This is a genomic window from Streptomyces sp. NPDC050674, from assembly GCF_040654575.1.
Classification (GTDB): domain Bacteria; phylum Actinomycetota; class Actinomycetes; order Streptomycetales; family Streptomycetaceae; genus Streptomyces.
The window spans coordinates 726398-743965 of the sequence record NZ_JBFAIG010000002.1 but is presented as its reverse complement, the minus strand read 5'-3'; the positions used below and the strand labels follow the sequence as shown (position 1 = coordinate 743965).

Here is a 17568-nt window from a genome sequence, read left to right as displayed (position 1 = left end):
CCGTAGGGGGCCGGGAGTGGCACCTTCAGGCGGCTTGAGCACATTTAATCCGTACGGGTGAAACGATCCCTCAATCGGGGACATGAACCAGGCGTTCCGCCGCTGGCGCGGGGTGGCGGACCCCTGGCGCGCAGCCGGCCGTCGTCGGCCGCTCCCCGCGATGTCAGTGCCGGCGGCTACGGTTTCGTCCATGGCTGCCCGTACGAAGACCACCAAGGACCGCCCGTCCTACCGCTGCACGGAATGCGGCTGGCAGACGGCGAAGTGGCTCGGCCGCTGCCCCGAGTGCCAGGCCTGGGGGACGGTCGAGGAGTACGGCACGCCCGCGGTGCGTACGACGGCGCCCGGCCGGGTCACCACCTCCGCCCTGCCGATCGGCCAGGTGGACGGCCGTCAGGCCACCGCCCGCCCCACCGGCGTGCCGGAGCTGGACCGCGTGCTGGGCGGCGGGCTGGTCCCCGGCGCGGTGGTGCTGGTCGCCGGTGAACCGGGCGTCGGCAAGTCCACGCTCCTGCTCGACGTGGCGGCCAAGTCCGCCAGCGACGAGCACCGCACGCTGTACGTCACGGGTGAGGAGTCGGCGAGCCAGGTCCGGCTGCGCGCCGACCGCATCGGCGCCATCGACGACCACCTGTACCTGGCGGCGGAGACGGATCTGGCGGCGGTGCTGGGCCACTTGGACGCGGTGAAGCCGTCGCTGCTGATCATGGACTCGGTGCAGACGGTGGCGTCCCCCGAGATCGACGGCGCGCCCGGTGGCATGGCCCAGGTGCGGGAGGTCGCGGGGGCACTGATCCGGGCGTCCAAGGAGCGCGGCATGTCCACGCTGCTGGTGGGCCACGTCACCAAGGACGGCGCGATCGCGGGCCCGCGCCTGCTGGAGCACCTGGTGGACGTCGTCCTGTCCTTCGAGGGCGACCGGCACGCCCGCCTGCGTCTCGTGCGCGGCGTGAAGAACCGCTACGGCACCACCGACGAGGTCGGCTGCTTCGAGCTGCACGACGAGGGCATCACGGGCCTCGCCGACCCGAGCGGCCTCTTCCTGACGCGCCGGGCCGAACCCGTCCCGGGCACCTGCCTGACCGTCACGCTGGAGGGCCGCCGCCCCCTGGTCGCCGAGGTCCAGGCGCTCACGGTGGACTCGCAGATCCCCTCCCCGCGCCGCACCACCTCGGGCCTGGAGACCTCCCGTGTGTCGATGATGCTCGCGGTGCTGGAACAGCGCGGGCGGATCAGCGCCTTGGGCAAAAGGGACATCTACTCCGCGACGGTCGGCGGTGTGAAGCTGACCGAGCCGGCCGCGGACCTGGCCGTCGCCCTCGCCCTGGCCAGCGCGGCGAGTGACACACCTCTCCCCAAGAACCTCGTCGCGATCGGCGAAGTGGGCCTCGCGGGCGAGGTGAGGAGGGTCACGGGAGTGCAGCGCAGGCTGGCCGAAGCCCACCGTCTGGGCTTCACGCACGCGCTGGTCCCGGGCGATCCGGGCAAGGTCCCGGCGGGCATGAAGGTGCTGGAGGTCGCGGACATAGGGGACGCCCTGCGGGTCCTTCCGCGGTCCCGTCGCAGAGAGGCCCCACGGGACGAGGAGGGTCGCCGGTAGACTTTGCCCTGGTCTCGCCCGTCCGTGCGAACCGAGCGCGCGACACGGGGGCGCCCAGAACCTGCGACCGGAGGAGTGCAGTGGCAGCCAACGACCGGGCATCTGCTCCCGGAAAATCCGGCGGGAGCGCCGGTACCGATGGCCTGATGCGCGCCTCCCTGAGCGCCGTGGCACCCGGCACCGCCCTGCGTGACGGCCTGGAGCGCGTGCTCCGGGGCAACACCGGCGGGCTCATCGTGCTCGGCTCCGACAAGACCGTCGAGGCGCTGTGCAGCGGCGGTTTCGTGCTGGACGTCGAGTTCACCGCGACCCGTCTGCGCGAGCTGTGCAAGCTGGACGGCGGCATCGTGCTGTCCTCGGACCTGTCGAAGATCCTGCGCGCCGGCGTGCAGCTGGTCCCGGACCCGACGATCCCGACGGAGGAGACCGGCACCCGGCACCGCACGGCGGACCGCGTGAGCAAGCAGGTCGGCTTCCCGGTGGTCTCCGTCTCCCAGTCGATGCGCCTGATCGCGCTGTACGTCGACGGCCAGCGCCGCGTCCTGGAGGACTCGGCGGCGATCCTGTCCCGGGCCAACCAGGCGCTCGCCACCCTGGAGCGCTACAAGCTCCGCCTCGACGAGGTCGCGGGCACGCTGTCGGCGCTGGAGATCGAGGACCTGGTGACCGTCCGGGACGTCTCGGCGGTCGCCCAGCGCCTGGAGATGGTGCGCCGCATCGCCACCGAGATCGCCGAGTACGTGGTGGAGCTCGGCACCGACGGCCGCCTCCTGGCCCTTCAGCTCGACGAGCTGATCGCGGGCGTCGAGCCCGAGCGCTCGCTGGTCGTGCGGGACTACGTCCCCGAACCCACGGCCAAGCGCTCCCGCACGGTCGACGAGGCCCTCGCCGAACTCGACGCCCTCAGCCACGCCGAGCTGCTCGAAATGTCCACGGTGGCACGGGCGTTGGGCTACACCGGCGCGCCGGAGACGCTGGACTCGGCGGTGTCGCCGCGCGGCTTCCGTCTCCTGGCCAAGGTGCCCCGGCTGCCCGGCGCGATCATCGACCGCCTCGTCGAGCACTTCGGCGGGCTCCAGAAGCTGCTCGCGGCGAGCGTCGACGACCTCCAGACGGTCGACGGCGTGGGCGAGGCCCGGGCACGCAGCGTCCGCGAGGGCCTGTCCCGGCTGGCGGAGTCGTCGATCCTGGAGCGGTACGTCTGACGCGTACGATCCCCGGACGGAACGACGGAGGGCGGTACCCGGCACGGGGTACCGCCCTCCGGCTTACTCCAGGTCTAGGGCCTGTCGTTTGGATCATGCCAGCGTCGCGGGGCGTGGCACGCACACCTGCCGCGTTGTCGTCGGTTGTCAACGCTCCGCGTTGACGCCCTCCTCCGCCTTGCAGCTGCACGCACCACACCCCGCTCGGGTCGGCCGAGAGGCGCAGTCACTCCCGGCCGACCTGATCCAAACGACAGGCCCTAGTCAGCCGAGAGCACGAACGACGTCTGCACCTTCGCGAAGCCCGGCGCCTTGGCCTCCACCAGGTAGGTGCCCGCCTTGGCCGAACCCGCCGGAGGTGTGGCGCACTCGGGAGCGCTCGGCTTGCGGTCCCACTTCACGGTGTAGGTGATGCCGCTGCCGGCGGCGACCCGGTACAGCTGGTGCGCGGCGGCCTTGGGGCAGTCCTCGGACGACCAGTAGTCGTCGTCGCTGCTCGCGGGGGCGATCGTGAACACCGCGTTCTTCGGCCCGAGATCGATCTTGCAGTCGCTGCCGGAGACGTTGCGCGCGGTCAGCAGGAACGTGGGCGTCTGCTCGGGGTCGTAGGTGTTGTGCCGGCTGCGCAGGCTGAACTTGACCGCGCTCGCGGCGCAGTTGGGCAGGGTGGAACCGGCCGGCAGGGTGTCGCCCGCGCCGACGCCGCCCGCGGTGCCGCCGCTTCCGGAACCGCCCGAACCGCCCGACCCCTCGGACCCGCCCGAGCCGGAACCGCCGCCCGACCCGGAACCGTCGCCGGCTCCGCCGTCCCCCGAACCGTCACCGGACCCGCCGCCGGACCCGGACGACGAGCCGCCGGAACCGCCACCGCCCGACTCGTCGCGACCGCCGGGGGCTTGGCTGATGGCCGGGCCCGAACTCGACGGGCCGGGCGTGATGGAGGGCGCGGGATTCTTGCCGTTGGCGCCGTTGTCGCCGTCCTTGCCGCCCCCGCCGCCCATCGTCACGATCCAGACGGTCAGCAGCGCCAACACGGCGACCACAGACACCAGTACGACCCTCCGACGCCAGTAGATGGAGGAGGGAAGCGGCCCGACCGGATTGCGCAAAGATCCCACGCCGCAAACCTTACGAGAGAACGGCGCGTTCGCCCGTCCCACCCGCCGCTCGGAGCGACAACTTTTCCGGATCATCATTCCGGAAATCCCGTGCCCGCCCTCGTCTTTCGTCCGTCACGGCTCCGACGGTCGCGGGGCGTGACGGTATCGCCCCGTCGCCTACCGTCCGTGATCACTCGTGGCGGGCAGGCCGCAGCACCGGTGCGGCGCCCTTCGCCTCACGACGAGACGTCCCGCGCGCCACTGAGCGGGGCCGCACGGCGCGCCGCGGGGCCAGGACGCCCGTGCGCCGGTCGGTAAGTGGCCAGGCAGGCAAGCGGTTCACGACACCGGCGGGCGAACTGCTGTCGTCGCACAGCCGGTTGAGGATGAACCCGGGAAGCCGAGGCGGCGCTCGCTCACGATCGGCAGCTCGGACGGAGAGCTGCCGATCGTCGGGCAACCCCCTCGGCGGGGTGGCGGTGTGCCCGATTCGGCGGCTCTGCGTGGCACCATCGAAAGGCCATGACTGCTCCCACGAAACCCCCGCACCCCTCCACCGACACCGCCGCCGTCGCCGTACCCGCCTCCGCCGGCGCCCCCTCCGGCCCGCCCCCCGGCGAGGACCTGCACTCCCCCGTCATCGACTGGTTCGGCGAGAACGCCCGTGACCTGCCGTGGCGGCGTCCCGAGGCCGGGGCGTGGGGGGTGATGGTCAGCGAGTTCATGCTCCAGCAGACGCCCGTGAGCCGCGTCCTGCCCGTCTACGAGCAGTGGGTGGCGCGCTGGCCGCGCCCCGCCGATCTGGCCAAGGAGGCGCCCGGCGAGGCCGTGCGCGCCTGGGGCCGGCTCGGCTACCCGCGCCGTGCGCTGCGGCTGCACGGCGCCGCCGTCGCCATAACGGAGCGGCACGGCGGCGACGTACCGGCCGACCACGCGCAGCTGCTGGCGCTGCCCGGCATCGGCGAGTACACGGCCGCCGCCGTCGCCTCCTTCGCCTACGGGCAGCGGCACCCGGTGCTGGACACCAACGTGCGCAGGGTCTTCGCCCGCGCGGTCACCGGCGTGCGGTACCCGCCGAACGCCACCACCGCCGCCGAGCGCAGACTGGCCCGCGCGCTGCTGCCCGAGGACGAGACCACCGCCGCCCGCTGGGCCGCGGCCTCGATGGAACTGGGGGCGCTGGTCTGCACGGCGAAGAGCGAGTCGTGCCACCGCTGCCCGATCGCCGCGCAGTGCGCCTGGCGGCTGGCCGGCAAGCCGGAGCACGACGGGCCGCCGCGCCGCGGCCAGACCTACGCGGGCACCGACCGGCAGGTACGCGGGCGGCTGCTCGCCGTGCTCCGGGAGGCGCACGGGCCCGTTCCGCAGGCCGCCCTGGACCGGGTGTGGCACGAGCCGGTGCAGCGGGCCCGCGCGCTGGACGGTCTGGTCGCCGACGGTCTGGTGGAACCGCTGGCGGACGGTTCGTACCGGCTGCCGATGAGCTGACGTACGGACAGTTCACAGCGCGGATCGCCGTCCGTCACAGAAGCCGGGGTGGGCAAATCACCCCGAACCACCCCCAACACCCCCATGGCTTTACCCCGTTCCGACTTCCGTTACACAACCGACGGACAGCCGAGCGCTGGCCGCAGGCTGCTTCGGACAACGCCGTGACAACGCCTCCGTACCTTCGAACTCGTTCCCGGAAGACACGGGACGACGAAGGCCACAGGCAGTACACGGGCGGCGGGGAGCCGGCCCGAACGGGGAAACGGGAGGCGGTTCACCATGGCGCAGGGCGAGGTGCTCGAGTTCGAGGAGTACGTCCGCACCCGGCAGGACGCGCTGCTGCGCAGTGCCCGCCGCCTGGTCCCGGACCCGACGGATGCGCAGGACCTGCTCCAGACGGCGCTGGTACGGACGTACGGCCGCTGGGAGACCATCGAGGACAAGCGGCTGGCCGACGCGTATCTGCGCCGGGTGATGATCAACACCCGCACCGAGTGGTGGCGGGCGCGGAAGCTGGAGGAGGTCCCGACCGAGCAGCTCCCGGACGCCTCGGTCGACGACGCCACCGAGCAGCACGCGGACCGCGCCCTGCTGATGGACATCCTGAAGGTGCTCGCCCCGAAACAGCGCAGTGTCGTGGTGCTGCGACACTGGGAGCAGATGTCCACGGAGGAGACGGCCGCCGCCCTCGGCATGTCGGCCGGAACGGTCAAGAGCACGCTGCACCGGGCGCTCGCCCGGCTCCGCGAGGAGCTGGAGTCCCGCGATCTGGACGCACGCGCGCTGGAGCGTGAGGAGCGGGAGCGGTGCGCGGCCTGACCGGCGAGGGTTCCGCGCGGACCCGGGGCGGTATCCAGGCGGTGAGCGCGGCACTGGCCGTGCCCACCGCCCTCGCCCTTTTGGTGTCCGGGTGCGGTTCCGGCGGGACCGGTGCCCGGGACGAGGGCCCGGCGCACGCCGACTCGGTGGCGGGCGCCGCGGCGGCCACCCCGTCCGCCGCGCCGTCGCAGTCGCCCGACACCGTGAACGCGGTCAAGCTCGTCAAGGACGACCCGAAGGTCGCGCCCGAGGTGAAGCGCGATCTGAAGCCGTGCGTCGCCGACGAGTACCCGGTCGACGTCTCCTACGGCAACCTGACCGGCGGCTCCGCCGACGACGTCGTCGTCAATGTGCTGACCTGCGGTGACGCGGTGGGTGTGGGCAGTTACGTGTATCGCGAGCAGGGCGGCTCGTACGAGAATGTGTTCAAGGCCGAGGAGCCGCCGGTCTACGCGGAGATCGACCGCGGCGACCTGGTGGTGACCAAGCAGGTGTACGAGAAGGGCGACCCGGTGTCGAGCCCCTCCGGGGAGAACGTGATCACGTACAGATGGACCTCCGGCCACTTCGCGGAGAAGTACCGCACGCACAACGACTACGGGAAGGTCGTCGGCGACAGCACGACACCGGCGCCCGCGAGCTGACGCGGGCCCGGGGCCGCGTGAACCGATCGGGCCGCTCGGACCGATCCCCCGGTGAACGCACCGCACGGCCCGTGCGTCGAAGCAGTGAGAACGCACCCCCACGGACCACGAAGGACTGAGAGCACCGGGATGGCAGACCAGACCCACGTCCTGTTCGTCGAGGACGACGACGTCATCCGCGAGGCCACGCAGCTCGCCCTGGAACGGGACGGCTTCGTGGTCACCGCCATGCCCGACGGGCTGTCGGGCCTGGAGGCGTTCCGGGCGGACCGCCCCGACATCGCGCTGCTGGACGTCATGGTGCCCGGCCTCGACGGGGTCAGCCTGTGCCGCCGCATCCGGGACGAGTCGACCGTGCCGGTGATCATGCTGTCGGCGCGGGCCGACTCCATCGACGTGGTGCTGGGCCTGGAGGCGGGCGCCGACGACTACGTGACCAAGCCGTTCGACGGTGCGGTCCTGGTCGCCCGGATCCGCGCGGTGCTGCGCCGCTTCGGGCACGCGGGCGGCGGCCGGGGCGAGGAGGCGCCCGTCCCGGCGAGCGGCGGGGTGCTGGCCTTCGGGGACCTGGAGGTCGACACCGAGGGCATGGAGGTCCGCCGCGCCGGGCAGCCGGTGGGGCTGACACCGACCGAGATGCGGCTGCTGCTGGAGTTCTCCTCCGCGCCGGGCACGGTGCTCTCCCGCGACAAGCTGCTGGAGCGGGTGTGGGACTACGGCTGGGGCGGGGACACCCGGGTGGTCGACGTGCACGTGCAGCGGCTGCGGCAGAAGATCGGCCAGGACCGGATCGAGACGGTCCGTGGCTTCGGCTACAAGTTGAAGGCCTGAGCAGGGGTATGAGGGGGCAGTTCCGGCGCCTGGTCGCCACGGGCTTGGACCGGGCGGGCATCCGCACCGGCCTCAGATGGAAGCTGAGCGCGGCCATCGCGCTGGTCGGGGCACTGGTGGCGATCGCGTTGAGCCTGGTCGTGCACAACGCCGCCCGGGTCTCGATGCTGGACAACGCACGTGACCTCGCCGACGAACGGATCATGATCGCCCAGCGCAACTTCGAGCTGTCGGGGCGGATGAACTTCCCCAACGCCAAGATCAACGACCCGAATCTGCCGCACGCACTGCGCGAACGGGTCGAGGCGGGCCGGCGGGCGACCTACGTGGCCGACCGGCCGGGGGGCGTGCCCGACATATGGGCCGCCGTGCCGCTGAAGAACGGGCAGGTGATGTCCCTGCACTCGGGCTTCACCGACCGCAGCTCGGACATCCTTCAGGACCTGGACCAGGCCCTGCTCATCGGATCCATCGCCGTCGTCCTCGGCGGCAGCGCGCTCGGGGTGCTGATCGGCGGGCACCTCTCGCGGCGGCTGCGCAAGGCCGCCGTCGCGGCGAACCAGCTCGCGGGCGGTGAGACGGACGTACGCGTGCGGGACGCCATGGGCGGGGTCGTGCGCGACGAGACGGACGACCTGGCGAGCGCGGTGGACGCCATGGCGGACGCGCTGCGGCAGCGCATCGAGGCCGAGCGGCGGGTCACCGCCGACATCGCGCACGAGCTGCGCACCCCGGTGACCGGGCTGCTGACCGCCGCCGAGCTCCTGCCGCCCGGACGCCCGACCGAGCTGGTGCTGGACCGGGCGAAGGCCATGCGCACCCTCGTCGAGGACGTGCTGGAGGTGGCCCGGCTGGACGGGGCCTCGGAGCGGGCGGAGTTGCAGGACATCATGCTGGGCGAGTTCGTCGCCCGGCGGGTGGCGGCCAAGGATCCGGGCATCGACGTGCGCATCGTGCACGAGTCGGAGGTCACCACCGACCCGCGCCGACTGGAGCGCGTGCTGTTCAACCTCCTGGCCAACGCGGCCCGGCACGGCAAGCCGCCCATCGAGGTCAGCGTCGAGGGCCGGGTCATCCGGGTGCGCGACCACGGCCCGGGCTTCCCCGAGGATCTGCTCGCCGAGGGGCCGAGCCGCTTCCGCACCGGCAGCGCGGACCGGGCCGGGCACGGCCACGGGCTCGGTCTGACCATCGCGGCCGGGCAGGCCCGGGTGCTGGGCGCCCGGCTGACCTTCCGCAACGTCCGCACCCCGGGGACGCCGGAGCACCTGCCGGCCGAGGGCGCGGTCGCCGTGCTGTGGCTGCCGGAGCACGCGCCGACCAACACGGGGAGCTACCCGGTGCTGCCGGGGTCGTAGGGCTCTCGGGCTCCCGGCACCGACGCGGTCAGCAGGTCCAGTCCCGGTCCATGTCGAGTCCGCCCTCGCGGGGCTGGGTGAAGGAGAACCAGTTGCCGGAGTCGTCGCGGAACAGCGCCTCCGTGCCGTACGGGCGCTCCTGCGGCTCCTGGAGGAACTCCACGCCCCGGTCCTTGAGCTTCTTGTAGTCACCGTGGATGTCGTCGGTGGTGAGCACTCCCGCGCCGAGCGCGCCCTTGGTGACCAGCTTGCGGAGCATCTCGGCGGACTCGGGGTCCATCGCGGGCCCGCCGGGCACCATGAGCGTCAGCTCCACCTCGGGCTGGTTCGGCGAGCCGACCGTGAGCCAGCGCATGCCGCCCTCGCCCATGGTCATGTCCGTACGGACCTCCAGGCCCAGTTTCTCGGTGTAGAACTCCTTGGCGCGGTCCTGGTCAAGGACCCAGACGGTCGAGATGGCGAGACCCTTGATCATGGTGTGCTCCTGCTCTGACGCTGCGGGTGCGGCCGGTTGTGCCCGCACTGTCACGGTAGGCAGCGGCGGTGTCAGCCCGCTTCTCCGGAATTGCGCTGCTTGCCGGCGCCGGGCGCGGGGCGGAAGCCGCCGGCCCAGAGCATGGCGTAGCAACCGGGTATGAGAGCGGCTCCCCGGCCCACGTGCTTGGTCCGGTACTCGCTGGGTGTCAGGCCGGTCCAGGTCTTGAAGCGGGCCGAGAAGGTGCCGACGCTGCTGAAGCCGACCAGGTGGCAGATCTCCGTCACCGACAGGTTCGCGGTGCGCAGCAGGTCCTCGGCCCGCTCGATGCGCCGGTGCGTCAGGTACTGGCCGGGGGTCTCGCCGTAGGCCTCCTTGAAGGCGCGGATGAAGTGGTAGCGCGAGTACCCGGCGTGTGCGGCCATGGTGTCCAGGTCGAGCCCGGGGTCGGCCCAGTCCCGGTCCATGGCGTCCTTGGCGAGCCGGATACACCGCGTTTTGTCCATGCTGCCGATGGTGGCACGGGGGTGTGACAACGGCCCGGCTCGCAACCGGGCACGACCGACGCGCATGACGAAGGCCCCCGGGGGGACACTCCCGGGGGCCTCACGTGGGGCGGGGGACGACCTCTGCGGCGGGGCGGCGTCGCACGGGGCGGACCGCGTTGTCCGGCCGGACGGCGTCACACGGGCCGCACCGCGTCACAGGGCCGGACGGTCTCCTGCCGTCGGACGGCGTGGCCCGGCCGGACCGCGTCGCCCAGCCGGACCGGGTCGCCCGGCCGGGCCGCGTCGCGCGGTCAGACGGCCTCGACCATGGGCGCCTGCGCCGTCGCGGCGTCCGGTGTGCCGTCCTCCTTGGGCCCGGCTCCCTTCAGCGGCACCTCCTTGACGAACACGGCCGCGACGAGTGCGACCACCGCCACCACCGCGCCGAGCAGGAACGCCGAGTGCGTACCGGCGGAGACCGCGTGCTGGTACGCCTCACGGACCAGCACCGGCAGCTTCTGCATGCTCTTCCAGTCGAGCTGCGCCGACTGCTCGGTCACCTTGGAGCCCAGCGCACCGGCCCGCTCGCTCATGACGTCCTGGACGCGGTGGTTGAACAGCGCGCCCATGATCGCGACGCCGAAGGAGGAGCCGAGGGTGCGGAAGAGCGTGGTGGAGGAGGACGCGACGCCCATGTCCTTCATCTCCACGCTGTTCTGCGCGACCAGCATGGTGATCTGCATCAGACAGCCCATGCCGAGCCCGACCACGGCCATGAAGACGCCGGACGTCAGACGGGAGGTGCCGGTGTCCATCGTGGACAGCAGGTACAGCCCTACGATCATCAGCGCGCTGCCGAGGATCGGGAAGATCTTGTACTTGCCGGTGTTCGTGGTCACCCGCCCGGCGACCATCGAGGTCACGAGCATCGCACCGAGCATCGGCAGGAGCAGCAGCCCGGAGTTGGTCGCGGAGGCACCCTGCACGGACTGCTGGTACAGCGGCAGGAAGAGGGTGGCACCGAACATCACGAAGCCGGTGATGAAGCCGATGACCGACATCAGCGTGAAGTTGCGGCTGCGGAAGATGTGCAGCGGCAGCACCGGCTCGGCGGCCCTGGTCTGCCAGAACAGGAACCCCACGAGCGCGGCGACGCCGATGCCGATCAGCTCCATGATCCGCGCGGAGCTCCAGGCGTACTCCGTCCCGCCCCAAGTGGTGACGAGCACGATCGCGGTGATGCCGACGGTCAGCAGCGCGGCACCCAGGTAGTCGATCCGCGCCTGGGCGCGCTTCTTCGGCAGGTGCAGCACGGCACTGACGGCGACCAGCGCGACCGCGCCGAGGGGGAGGTTGATGTAGAAGGCCCAGCGCCAGCCCCAGTTGTCGGTGATCGTGCCGCCGACCAGCGGACCGCCGATCATCGCCAGCGCCATGACGCCGGCCATCATGCCCTGGTACTTGCCCCGCTCCCGGGGCGGGATCAGGTCACCGATGATCGCCATGACGCCGACCATCAGACCGCCGGCACCGAGGCCCTGCACCGCGCGGAAGCCGATCAGCTCGTTCATGTCCTGGGCCATGCCGCTGAGCGCGGAGCCGATCAGGAAGATCACGATGGACGCCAGGAACGTGCCCTTGCGGCCGTACATGTCGCCGAGCTTGCCCCACAGCGGGGTGGAGGCCGCGGTCGCGAGGGTGTAGGCGGTGACGACCCACGCGAGGTGCTCGATCCCGTGCAGCTCACCCACGATCGTCGGCATCGCGGTGCCGATGATCATGTTGTCGAGCATCGCGAGCATCATCGCGATCATCAGCGCGAGCAGGACCACCCGCACGCTCTTCGGCTGTTTCCCCCCGGCGTCGGCCGCCGGTGTGTCCGTTGTGTCCGTCATCGCTTCCCACTCCCCCAGCTACCGCTACTTACTTGCCGACCGGCTAGTGACTACACTCGGAAGCTAGCCGCGGAACTAGCCGGGCGTCAAGTAAGTTTTATGGAAAGCGGGCGGCGTAGGAGGATGGGCGGCACCATGGACGGCACCAGGCAGCGGCGCCGCGGGGACACCCGCCGGCGCATCCAGGACGTGGCCCTCGACCTCTTCGCGGAGCACGGCTACGAGAAGACCTCCCTGCGCGAGATCGCGGAGCATCTCGAGGTCACCAAGGCGGCGCTCTACTACCACTTCAAGACCAAGGAAGAGATCCTCGTCAGCATCTTCGAGGACCTCACCCAGCCGATCGAGGACCTGATCGAGTGGGGCCGGCAGCAGCCGCCCACCCTGGCGACCAAGCAGGAGATCATCCGCCGTTACGCCGACACCCTCGCCGAGGCGGCACCGCTGTTCCGCTTCATGCACGAGAACCAGGCGACGGTGCGGGACCTGCGGATCGGCGACTCCTTCAAGGCGCGCATCACCAGCCTGCGCGACATCATCGTCGACCCGGACGCCGAGCTGGCCGACCAGGTCCGCTGCGCCAGCGCGATCTTCACGCTGCACGCCGGCATGTTCCTGCTCCAGGACATGGGAAACGACCCCGAGGAGAAGAACAAAGCCGTCCTCGAGGTCGCCACGGACCTGGTGACCCAGGCCCACCGGGGAGCCGGGGGCTCCTAGGGCCTGGGGGTCACACCTTCGGTCAGACCGTCACGCCCTTGGCGCGCAGGAACTTCACCGGGTCGACCGCCGAGCCGTAGTTCGGGGTCGTACGGATCTCGAAGTGCAGGTGGGGACCGCTCGAGTTGCCGGTGTTGCCGGACTTGGCTATCTCCTGGCCGGTCTTGACGATCTGGCCGATCCGCACCTCGACCTTCGACAGGTGGGCGTACTGGGAGTACGTGCCGTTGCCGTGCTTGATCACGACGGCGTTGCCGTACGCGGGGCCGTCACCGGCGCCGTTGCCGCCGGCCTTGACGACGGTGCCGCCGTGGGTGGCGACGACCTGGGTGCCGCTCGGCACGGCGAAGTCCTGGCCGCTGTGCTTGTGCGCCCACATACCGCCGTTCTGGGCGAAGCTCGCGGACAGCGTGTACTTCTTCACCGGGTCGACCCAGGAGGGCTTGGCCTTCTTGGCGGCCGCCTTCTTGGCAGCGGCCTTCTTCTCGGCCGCCTTCTTCGCGGCGGCGGTCTTGGCGGCCTTCTCGGCCTTCACGGCCTCGGCCTTGGCGGCCTTGGCCTGGGCGGCGGCCTGCGCCTGGACGGCACTGGCGGCACCGGACGCGGCCGTGGTGTCGGCGGCGGACGCGACCCCGGCTCCCAGTGCGACCGAGACACCAAGGCCGGCGGCCAGCACGGTCGCACGGGTGCGGAGCTGGGACGTACGGGAAGAACGGGACGTGACGCGCTGGGACATCGAAACCTCGTGTGGAAGGGGACGGAGAAAACCACCCGGCGCATTGACGCTCGCCGTGTGGCCATCCCTTGGTAACCCGAAGTCCGACATACGCCCAAAAGCGTGATCTACGGCGTTAGTTAGTAATGTGGTTCAGTGTTCTACGTCTCTTGACAGGGCAGCCATTCCGGACGAATAGGGCACTGGCTAGCACTTCCACCCTCGGGGAAGACCAGGAATCCCTTTTCTCCTGGCCCGTTGGCCACTATTCCGGTTAGTAAGGGACATATCGCCTGTGCGCCATGTCACCGGGACGCCTCTTCGGCCATTCCGGAAATGTGGCGCACGCCTCTAGGCACCTACCGTCCGGTAACCCTACGGTTCCCCTCGCGCCACCCTCGAGCACGAGCATGCACACGACATGTTGGCAGCGTCACGGACGTGAGAGGACCCCCACGACATGCAGATCCGACGCCCCTGGTTGCGCCGTGCCTCAGTGACCGCCGTCTCGGCGGCAGCCCTGGTCGCGATGGCCGCCCCGGCCGACGCCACGACCGCCGCCCCGGCCTCCTCCCCGTCCGCCACCGCGGCGGACGTCGACTACGGCACCTGGCAGAAGGACTGCCGGGCCGTGATGGACCAGGCGCTGCCCTACCTCAAGCAGCGGATCGCGGCCACGAACCCGGGCGAGAAGCAGGCCGTCGTCCTCGACATCGACAACACGGCGCTGGAGACCGACTTCGGCTTCAGCTACCCGCAGCCGGCGAACAAGCCGGTCCTGGAGGCCGCCAGATACGCGCAGGACCACGGCGTCGCCCTGTTCTTCGTGACCGCCCGCCCCGACATCATCGCCTCGTTCACCCAGTACAACCTGAAGCAGGCCGGCTACCGGGTCTCGGGGCTCTACGTCCGCGGCTTCGGCGACCTCTTCAAGAACGTCGCCGACTACAAGACGGCCCAGCGCGTCGACATCGAGCGCAAGGGCTACACGATCATCGCGAACATCGGCAACAGCGCCACCGACCTGTCGGGCGGCCACGCCGAGAAGACGTACAAGCTGCCGGACTACGACGGGCAGCTGTCCTGACCCCGACGGATCAACTCCGGGTACTCTCGGCCCCGTTCACGCGATCACGGGGGTGCGGCGGTTGGATCCGACAGTACTCGGCGGCAAGCTGGCGTCCGGACTGGTCGCCCCGCTGCTGAAAAAGCTCTTCCGCCCGGAGGGACCGGGAGCGGGCCTGGTCGACAAGCCCGTACGCCTGGCCGCTCTCGTGTCCTTCCGGGGCGAGAAGCGCACCCTGACCGAGGCGGACGTGCACAAGCTGGCCGCGCGGATCGTGGCGCAGGCCGTGGACTCCCCGGGCGAGCCGCCCTTCCCGGCGGACGAGCACATCGCCGTCACCGACACCCTGGCCCGCCGGCTGCTCGCCCTGGGCGACCTCGGCATGGACGACGTCCAGGCGGTCCGCCTCGGCCACCGCGAGCTGGCCAGGGAGCTGCACCACTCGGGCCCCTACCCCGACGGCCTGTCCGCGGACGCCTGCCACTTCCTGGACCACGCGACCGAGTGGGCGTGCCTCAACATCCTGGAGTTCTTCACCCGCCGCTCCACCTTTGTCGCCCGCACCCTCGTCGAGCAGACCCGCGACCAGGCGGAACTGATCGCCAAGGTCGACGAGCTGCTCACCCGCGCCCCCCGCCCGGACGCACGCGACGCCGCCTTCGAACGCCGCTACCTGCCGTACGTCGCCGAGCGTCACAACCACCTCACCATCTACGGCATCGACCTGCGGGACTCCCCCGACCGCTGGCCTCTGGAGGTCGCCTATCTGACGCTGGAGGCGACGGCCGACCAGGAACCCGACCGGGCCGGCCCACCCGGCGAGGACCAGCCGGCGCGCACCGGGCGAATGCCCGCCGACGGCACGCTGGAGCAGGACTCCCGGGTGCTGCTGCGCGGCGACGCGGGCTCGGGGAAGACGACCCTGGTGCAGTGGCTGGCGGTGACCGCGGCGCGCGCGGGCACGCACATCCCGTTCGTCCTCCCGCTGCGCACCCTGATCCGCACCGGCCCGCTGCCCGCACCGGCCGCCTTCCTGAGCGCCGTAGGCTGCCCGCTGTCCCCACCGGACGGCTGGGCGGAACGCGTACTGGCCACCCGCCGGGCGCTGGTCCTGGTCGACGGTCTGGACGAGGTCCCGGCCGCCGACCGTCACGCCACCCGTGACTGGCTGCGTGCCCTCATCCACGCCTACCCCGGCAACCGCTGGCTGCTGACCACCCGGCCCACCGCCGTACGCACCGAGTGGCTCGCCCAGGAGGGCTTCCGGGAGCTGTCCCTGGCACCGATGGGCCGGGCCGAGGTCGCCACCTTCGTCCACCGCTGGCACCGGGCGGCACGCGCCCCGGAGTACGAGCAGCGGCTGCTGGACTCCCTGCGCACCAAACGGGACCTGGCCCGCCTCGCCACCAACCCCCTGATGTGCGGCCTGATCTGCGCCCTGCACCGCGAGCGGCGCGGCTATCTGCCGACCGGGCGCAAGGAGCTGTACGACGCCGCCCTCGCCATGCTGCTCTCCCGCCGGGACCGGGAGCGCGGCATGGGCCCGGTCGAAGGACCGGAGCTGGGGGAGGCGGCCCGGCTCGAACTGCTCCAGCGCCTCGCCTACGCCCTGGTGCTGAGCGGCCGGAACGAGATGACCCTGGAGACGGCCGAGCGGATCGTGGAGCGCGCGCTGCCCGTCCTGGCGCCGGAGGCCCACCAGGGGGACGCCTCGACGGTGCTGCGGGCCCTCCTGCTGCGCAGCGGAGTGCTGCGCCGCCCGGCCCAGGACGTGATGGATTTCGTCCACCGCACCTTCCAGGACTACCTGGGAGCCCGGCACGCCGTGGAGGAGGGACACCTCGACGTGCTGATCCGGCATGCCGACGACACCCAGTGGGAGGACGTCATCCGCATGGCCGTGGCCCACGCCCGGCCCCACGAGCGGGTCCTGGTGCTGCGGGAGCTGCTGGCCCGGGACACGCCCCGGCTCACCCTGCTGGCCCTGGCCTGCCTGGAACACGCCACGGCGCTCGATCCCGCGGTGCGCGGGGAGGTGGAGGCCCGGGCCGCCGCGCTGATCCCGCCGCGCACGACCAGGGCCGCCCGAGAGCTGGCGGAGGCGGGCCCGCTGGTGCTGGAGCTGCTGCCGGGGCCGGAGGACCTGACGGACGAGGAGGCGCTGGGAGTCGTGGCCACCGCCTCGGTCGTGGGATCGGAGGAACCGGGCGGCGCCCTCGCCGTGCTGCGCCGTTTCCGCGACCATCCCGACCACGGCGTGCGGCGGCAGCTCGCGGGGACCTGGCACCGGTTCGACGCCGAGGAGTACGCGGTCGAGGTACTGGACCACCTCGACCGCTCGGACCTCTTCGTCACCTGCGCGTCGTCCGCCCAGCTCACGGCCCTCGGCCGGATGCGCCCCTGGCCCGAGCTGACCTTCGAGGGCCCGCACAGCGCCGAGGACATCGTGGCCGCCGTGCCCGAGCCCGGGGCGGTGACCGACCTCGGCATCCAGCTGAACCAGCGGCTGACGGACCTCGGCGCCCTGCGGCGCTTCACCTCGCTGGCCAGACTGACACTCTTCGAGTGCCCGTACGCGACGGGTCTGGAGCACCTGCGGCCGCTGCCGCTCGCCGAACTCGTCCTCCACACGGCCGCGGATCCGGCGGGGCTGCGGTCCCTGTCGTCACTGACCCTGCTCTCCGTGGCCCAGGAACTGCCCGGGGCCGACCTCACCGACACCCTGCCGACCGAGGCGCCGCTGGGCTACCTCTTCCTGGGCCGCCACAGCACCGACGCGACCGGCCTGCGGGGGCTGCGCCACTGGGACGCGCTGCACACGCTCAGCCTCGGACCGCTGACCACGGAACTGACGGCCGAGGACTGGCGGGAGGTCGCCGCGCTCCTCGGGCTCACCAGCCTCTACCTGAACGCGTCGATCATCCGGGATCTGCCGGCCTCCATCGGCTGCATGCCGGAGCTGCCCCAGGTCGGGACGGTGCGGCTCTCCGGCATGGACGGCACCGAGCACCTCGCGGCACTGGCGTCCCGGCTGCCCGGACTGCACTCGGTGATCCTGGGGCCCCTGCCCGGGCTTTCCTTCCCGGTGTCGGACTTCCAGCCGCTGTTCCCGGGTGCGGACGTCACCGCGGTCCGGCGCTGAGACCCCGGAGAAGCGCGAA

Annotated in this window: 15 protein-coding genes; 10 read left to right on the top strand and 5 right to left on the bottom strand. The window is 71.6% G+C overall.

Annotation, left to right across the window (positions count from 1 at the left end; all coding sequences use genetic code 11):
• Window positions 1-190 precede the first annotated feature (190 nt).
• Window positions 191-1600 carry a DNA repair protein RadA gene (gene radA, locus AB0I06_RS06835; protein ID WP_363117654.1) on the top strand — a complete coding sequence of 470 codons (1410 nt, stop codon included), beginning with the start codon at window positions 191-193 and terminating at the stop codon, window positions 1598-1600.
• Window positions 1601-1680: 80 nt separating this feature from the next.
• Entirely contained in the window at window positions 1681-2805 is a 1125-nt protein-coding gene (disA, locus tag AB0I06_RS06830; protein WP_363117653.1) for a DNA integrity scanning diadenylate cyclase DisA, read from the top strand.
• A 260-nt stretch (window positions 2806-3065) separates the two neighbouring features.
• On the opposite strand, the gene AB0I06_RS06825 is transcribed toward disA, so the two are convergent.
• On the bottom strand, window positions 3066-3923 hold the full coding sequence (locus tag AB0I06_RS06825; protein WP_363117652.1) for a hypothetical protein: 858 nt from the start codon (window positions 3921-3923) through the stop codon (window positions 3066-3068).
• 504 nt (window positions 3924-4427) lie between these two features.
• Here AB0I06_RS06825 and AB0I06_RS06820 point away from each other — a divergent pair.
• The 5 genes from AB0I06_RS06820 (at window position 4428) to cseC (ending at window position 9048) form a co-directional block, all read left to right on the top strand.
• The gene (locus AB0I06_RS06820) at window positions 4428-5393 is read left to right on the top strand and encodes an A/G-specific adenine glycosylase (RefSeq protein ID WP_363117651.1); all 966 of its coding nucleotides are present in this window, start codon (window positions 4428-4430) and stop codon (window positions 5391-5393) included.
• Window positions 5394-5675: 282 nt separating this feature from the next.
• Window positions 5676-6215 carry a SigE family RNA polymerase sigma factor gene (locus AB0I06_RS06815; RefSeq protein WP_030251439.1) on the top strand — a complete coding sequence of 180 codons (540 nt, stop codon included), beginning with the start codon at window positions 5676-5678 and terminating at the stop codon, window positions 6213-6215.
• Window positions 6203-6859, top strand: coding sequence for a hypothetical protein (locus tag AB0I06_RS06810; RefSeq protein ID WP_363117650.1), 657 nt, complete (start codon window positions 6203-6205; stop codon window positions 6857-6859). Before AB0I06_RS06815 ends, AB0I06_RS06810 begins: the two co-directional genes overlap by 13 nt.
• Window positions 6860-6988: 129 nt before the next feature.
• Window positions 6989-7690, top strand: coding sequence for a two-component system response regulator CseB (gene cseB / locus AB0I06_RS06805; RefSeq protein WP_363117649.1), 702 nt, complete (start codon window positions 6989-6991; stop codon window positions 7688-7690).
• 8 nt (window positions 7691-7698) lie between these two features.
• Window positions 7699-9048 (top strand): two-component system sensor histidine kinase CseC, encoded by a 1350-nt coding sequence (gene cseC / locus AB0I06_RS06800; RefSeq protein WP_363117648.1) that lies wholly within the window; start codon window positions 7699-7701, stop codon window positions 9046-9048.
• A gap of 28 nt (window positions 9049-9076) precedes the next feature.
• On the opposite strand, the gene AB0I06_RS06795 is transcribed toward cseC, so the two are convergent.
• From AB0I06_RS06795 to AB0I06_RS06785, 3 genes are all read right to left on the bottom strand, one after another.
• Window positions 9077-9523, bottom strand: coding sequence for a VOC family protein (locus AB0I06_RS06795; RefSeq protein ID WP_363117647.1), 447 nt, complete (start codon window positions 9521-9523; stop codon window positions 9077-9079).
• A gap of 71 nt (window positions 9524-9594) precedes the next feature.
• Entirely contained in the window at window positions 9595-10029 is a 435-nt protein-coding gene (locus AB0I06_RS06790) for a helix-turn-helix transcriptional regulator (RefSeq protein ID WP_363117646.1), read from the bottom strand.
• Between the two features lie 293 nt (window positions 10030-10322).
• Window positions 10323-11906 carry an MDR family MFS transporter gene (locus AB0I06_RS06785; RefSeq protein WP_363117645.1) on the bottom strand — a complete coding sequence of 528 codons (1584 nt, stop codon included), beginning with the start codon at window positions 11904-11906 and terminating at the stop codon, window positions 10323-10325.
• Window positions 11907-12029: 123 nt separating this feature from the next.
• Here AB0I06_RS06785 and AB0I06_RS06780 point away from each other — a divergent pair, with 123 nt between their 5' ends.
• Window positions 12030-12626 carry a helix-turn-helix domain-containing protein gene (locus AB0I06_RS06780; protein ID WP_363117644.1) on the top strand — a complete coding sequence of 199 codons (597 nt, stop codon included), beginning with the start codon at window positions 12030-12032 and terminating at the stop codon, window positions 12624-12626.
• A 22-nt stretch (window positions 12627-12648) separates the two neighbouring features.
• On the opposite strand, the gene AB0I06_RS06775 is transcribed toward AB0I06_RS06780, so the two are convergent.
• Entirely contained in the window at window positions 12649-13362 is a 714-nt protein-coding gene (locus tag AB0I06_RS06775) for a M23 family metallopeptidase (protein WP_363117643.1), read from the bottom strand.
• A gap of 439 nt (window positions 13363-13801) precedes the next feature.
• Between AB0I06_RS06775 and AB0I06_RS06770 the strand changes: the two genes are divergently transcribed.
• The gene (locus AB0I06_RS06770; protein WP_363117642.1) at window positions 13802-14428 is read left to right on the top strand and encodes an HAD family acid phosphatase; all 627 of its coding nucleotides are present in this window, start codon (window positions 13802-13804) and stop codon (window positions 14426-14428) included.
• A 61-nt stretch (window positions 14429-14489) separates the two neighbouring features.
• Entirely contained in the window at window positions 14490-17549 is a 3060-nt protein-coding gene (locus tag AB0I06_RS06765) for an NACHT domain-containing protein (RefSeq protein WP_363117641.1), read from the top strand.
• Window positions 17550-17568: the final 19 nt, after the last annotated feature.

Bases quoted from the DNA above. Each gene is read 5' to 3' on its own strand.
- radA (WP_363117654.1), top strand. From the start codon at position 191: ATGGCTGCCCGTACGAAGACCACCAAGGACCGCCCGTCCTACCGCTGC.
- AB0I06_RS06820 (WP_363117651.1), top strand. From the start codon at position 4,428: ATGACTGCTCCCACGAAACCCCCGCACCCCTCCACCGACACCGCCGCC.
- AB0I06_RS06815 (WP_030251439.1), top strand. From the start codon at position 5,676: ATGGCGCAGGGCGAGGTGCTCGAGTTCGAGGAGTACGTCCGCACCCGG.
- cseB (WP_363117649.1), top strand. From the start codon at position 6,989: ATGGCAGACCAGACCCACGTCCTGTTCGTCGAGGACGACGACGTCATC.
- cseC (WP_363117648.1), top strand. From the start codon at position 7,699: ATGAGGGGGCAGTTCCGGCGCCTGGTCGCCACGGGCTTGGACCGGGCG.
- AB0I06_RS06795 (WP_363117647.1), bottom strand. From the start codon at position 9,523: ATGATCAAGGGTCTCGCCATCTCGACCGTCTGGGTCCTTGACCAGGAC.
- AB0I06_RS06790 (WP_363117646.1), bottom strand. From the start codon at position 10,029: ATGGACAAAACGCGGTGTATCCGGCTCGCCAAGGACGCCATGGACCGG.
- AB0I06_RS06785 (WP_363117645.1), bottom strand. From the start codon at position 11,906: ATGACGGACACAACGGACACACCGGCGGCCGACGCCGGGGGGAAACAG.
- AB0I06_RS06780 (WP_363117644.1), top strand. From the start codon at position 12,030: ATGGGCGGCACCATGGACGGCACCAGGCAGCGGCGCCGCGGGGACACC.
- AB0I06_RS06775 (WP_363117643.1), bottom strand. From the start codon at position 13,362: ATGTCCCAGCGCGTCACGTCCCGTTCTTCCCGTACGTCCCAGCTCCGC.
- AB0I06_RS06770 (WP_363117642.1), top strand. From the start codon at position 13,802: ATGCAGATCCGACGCCCCTGGTTGCGCCGTGCCTCAGTGACCGCCGTC.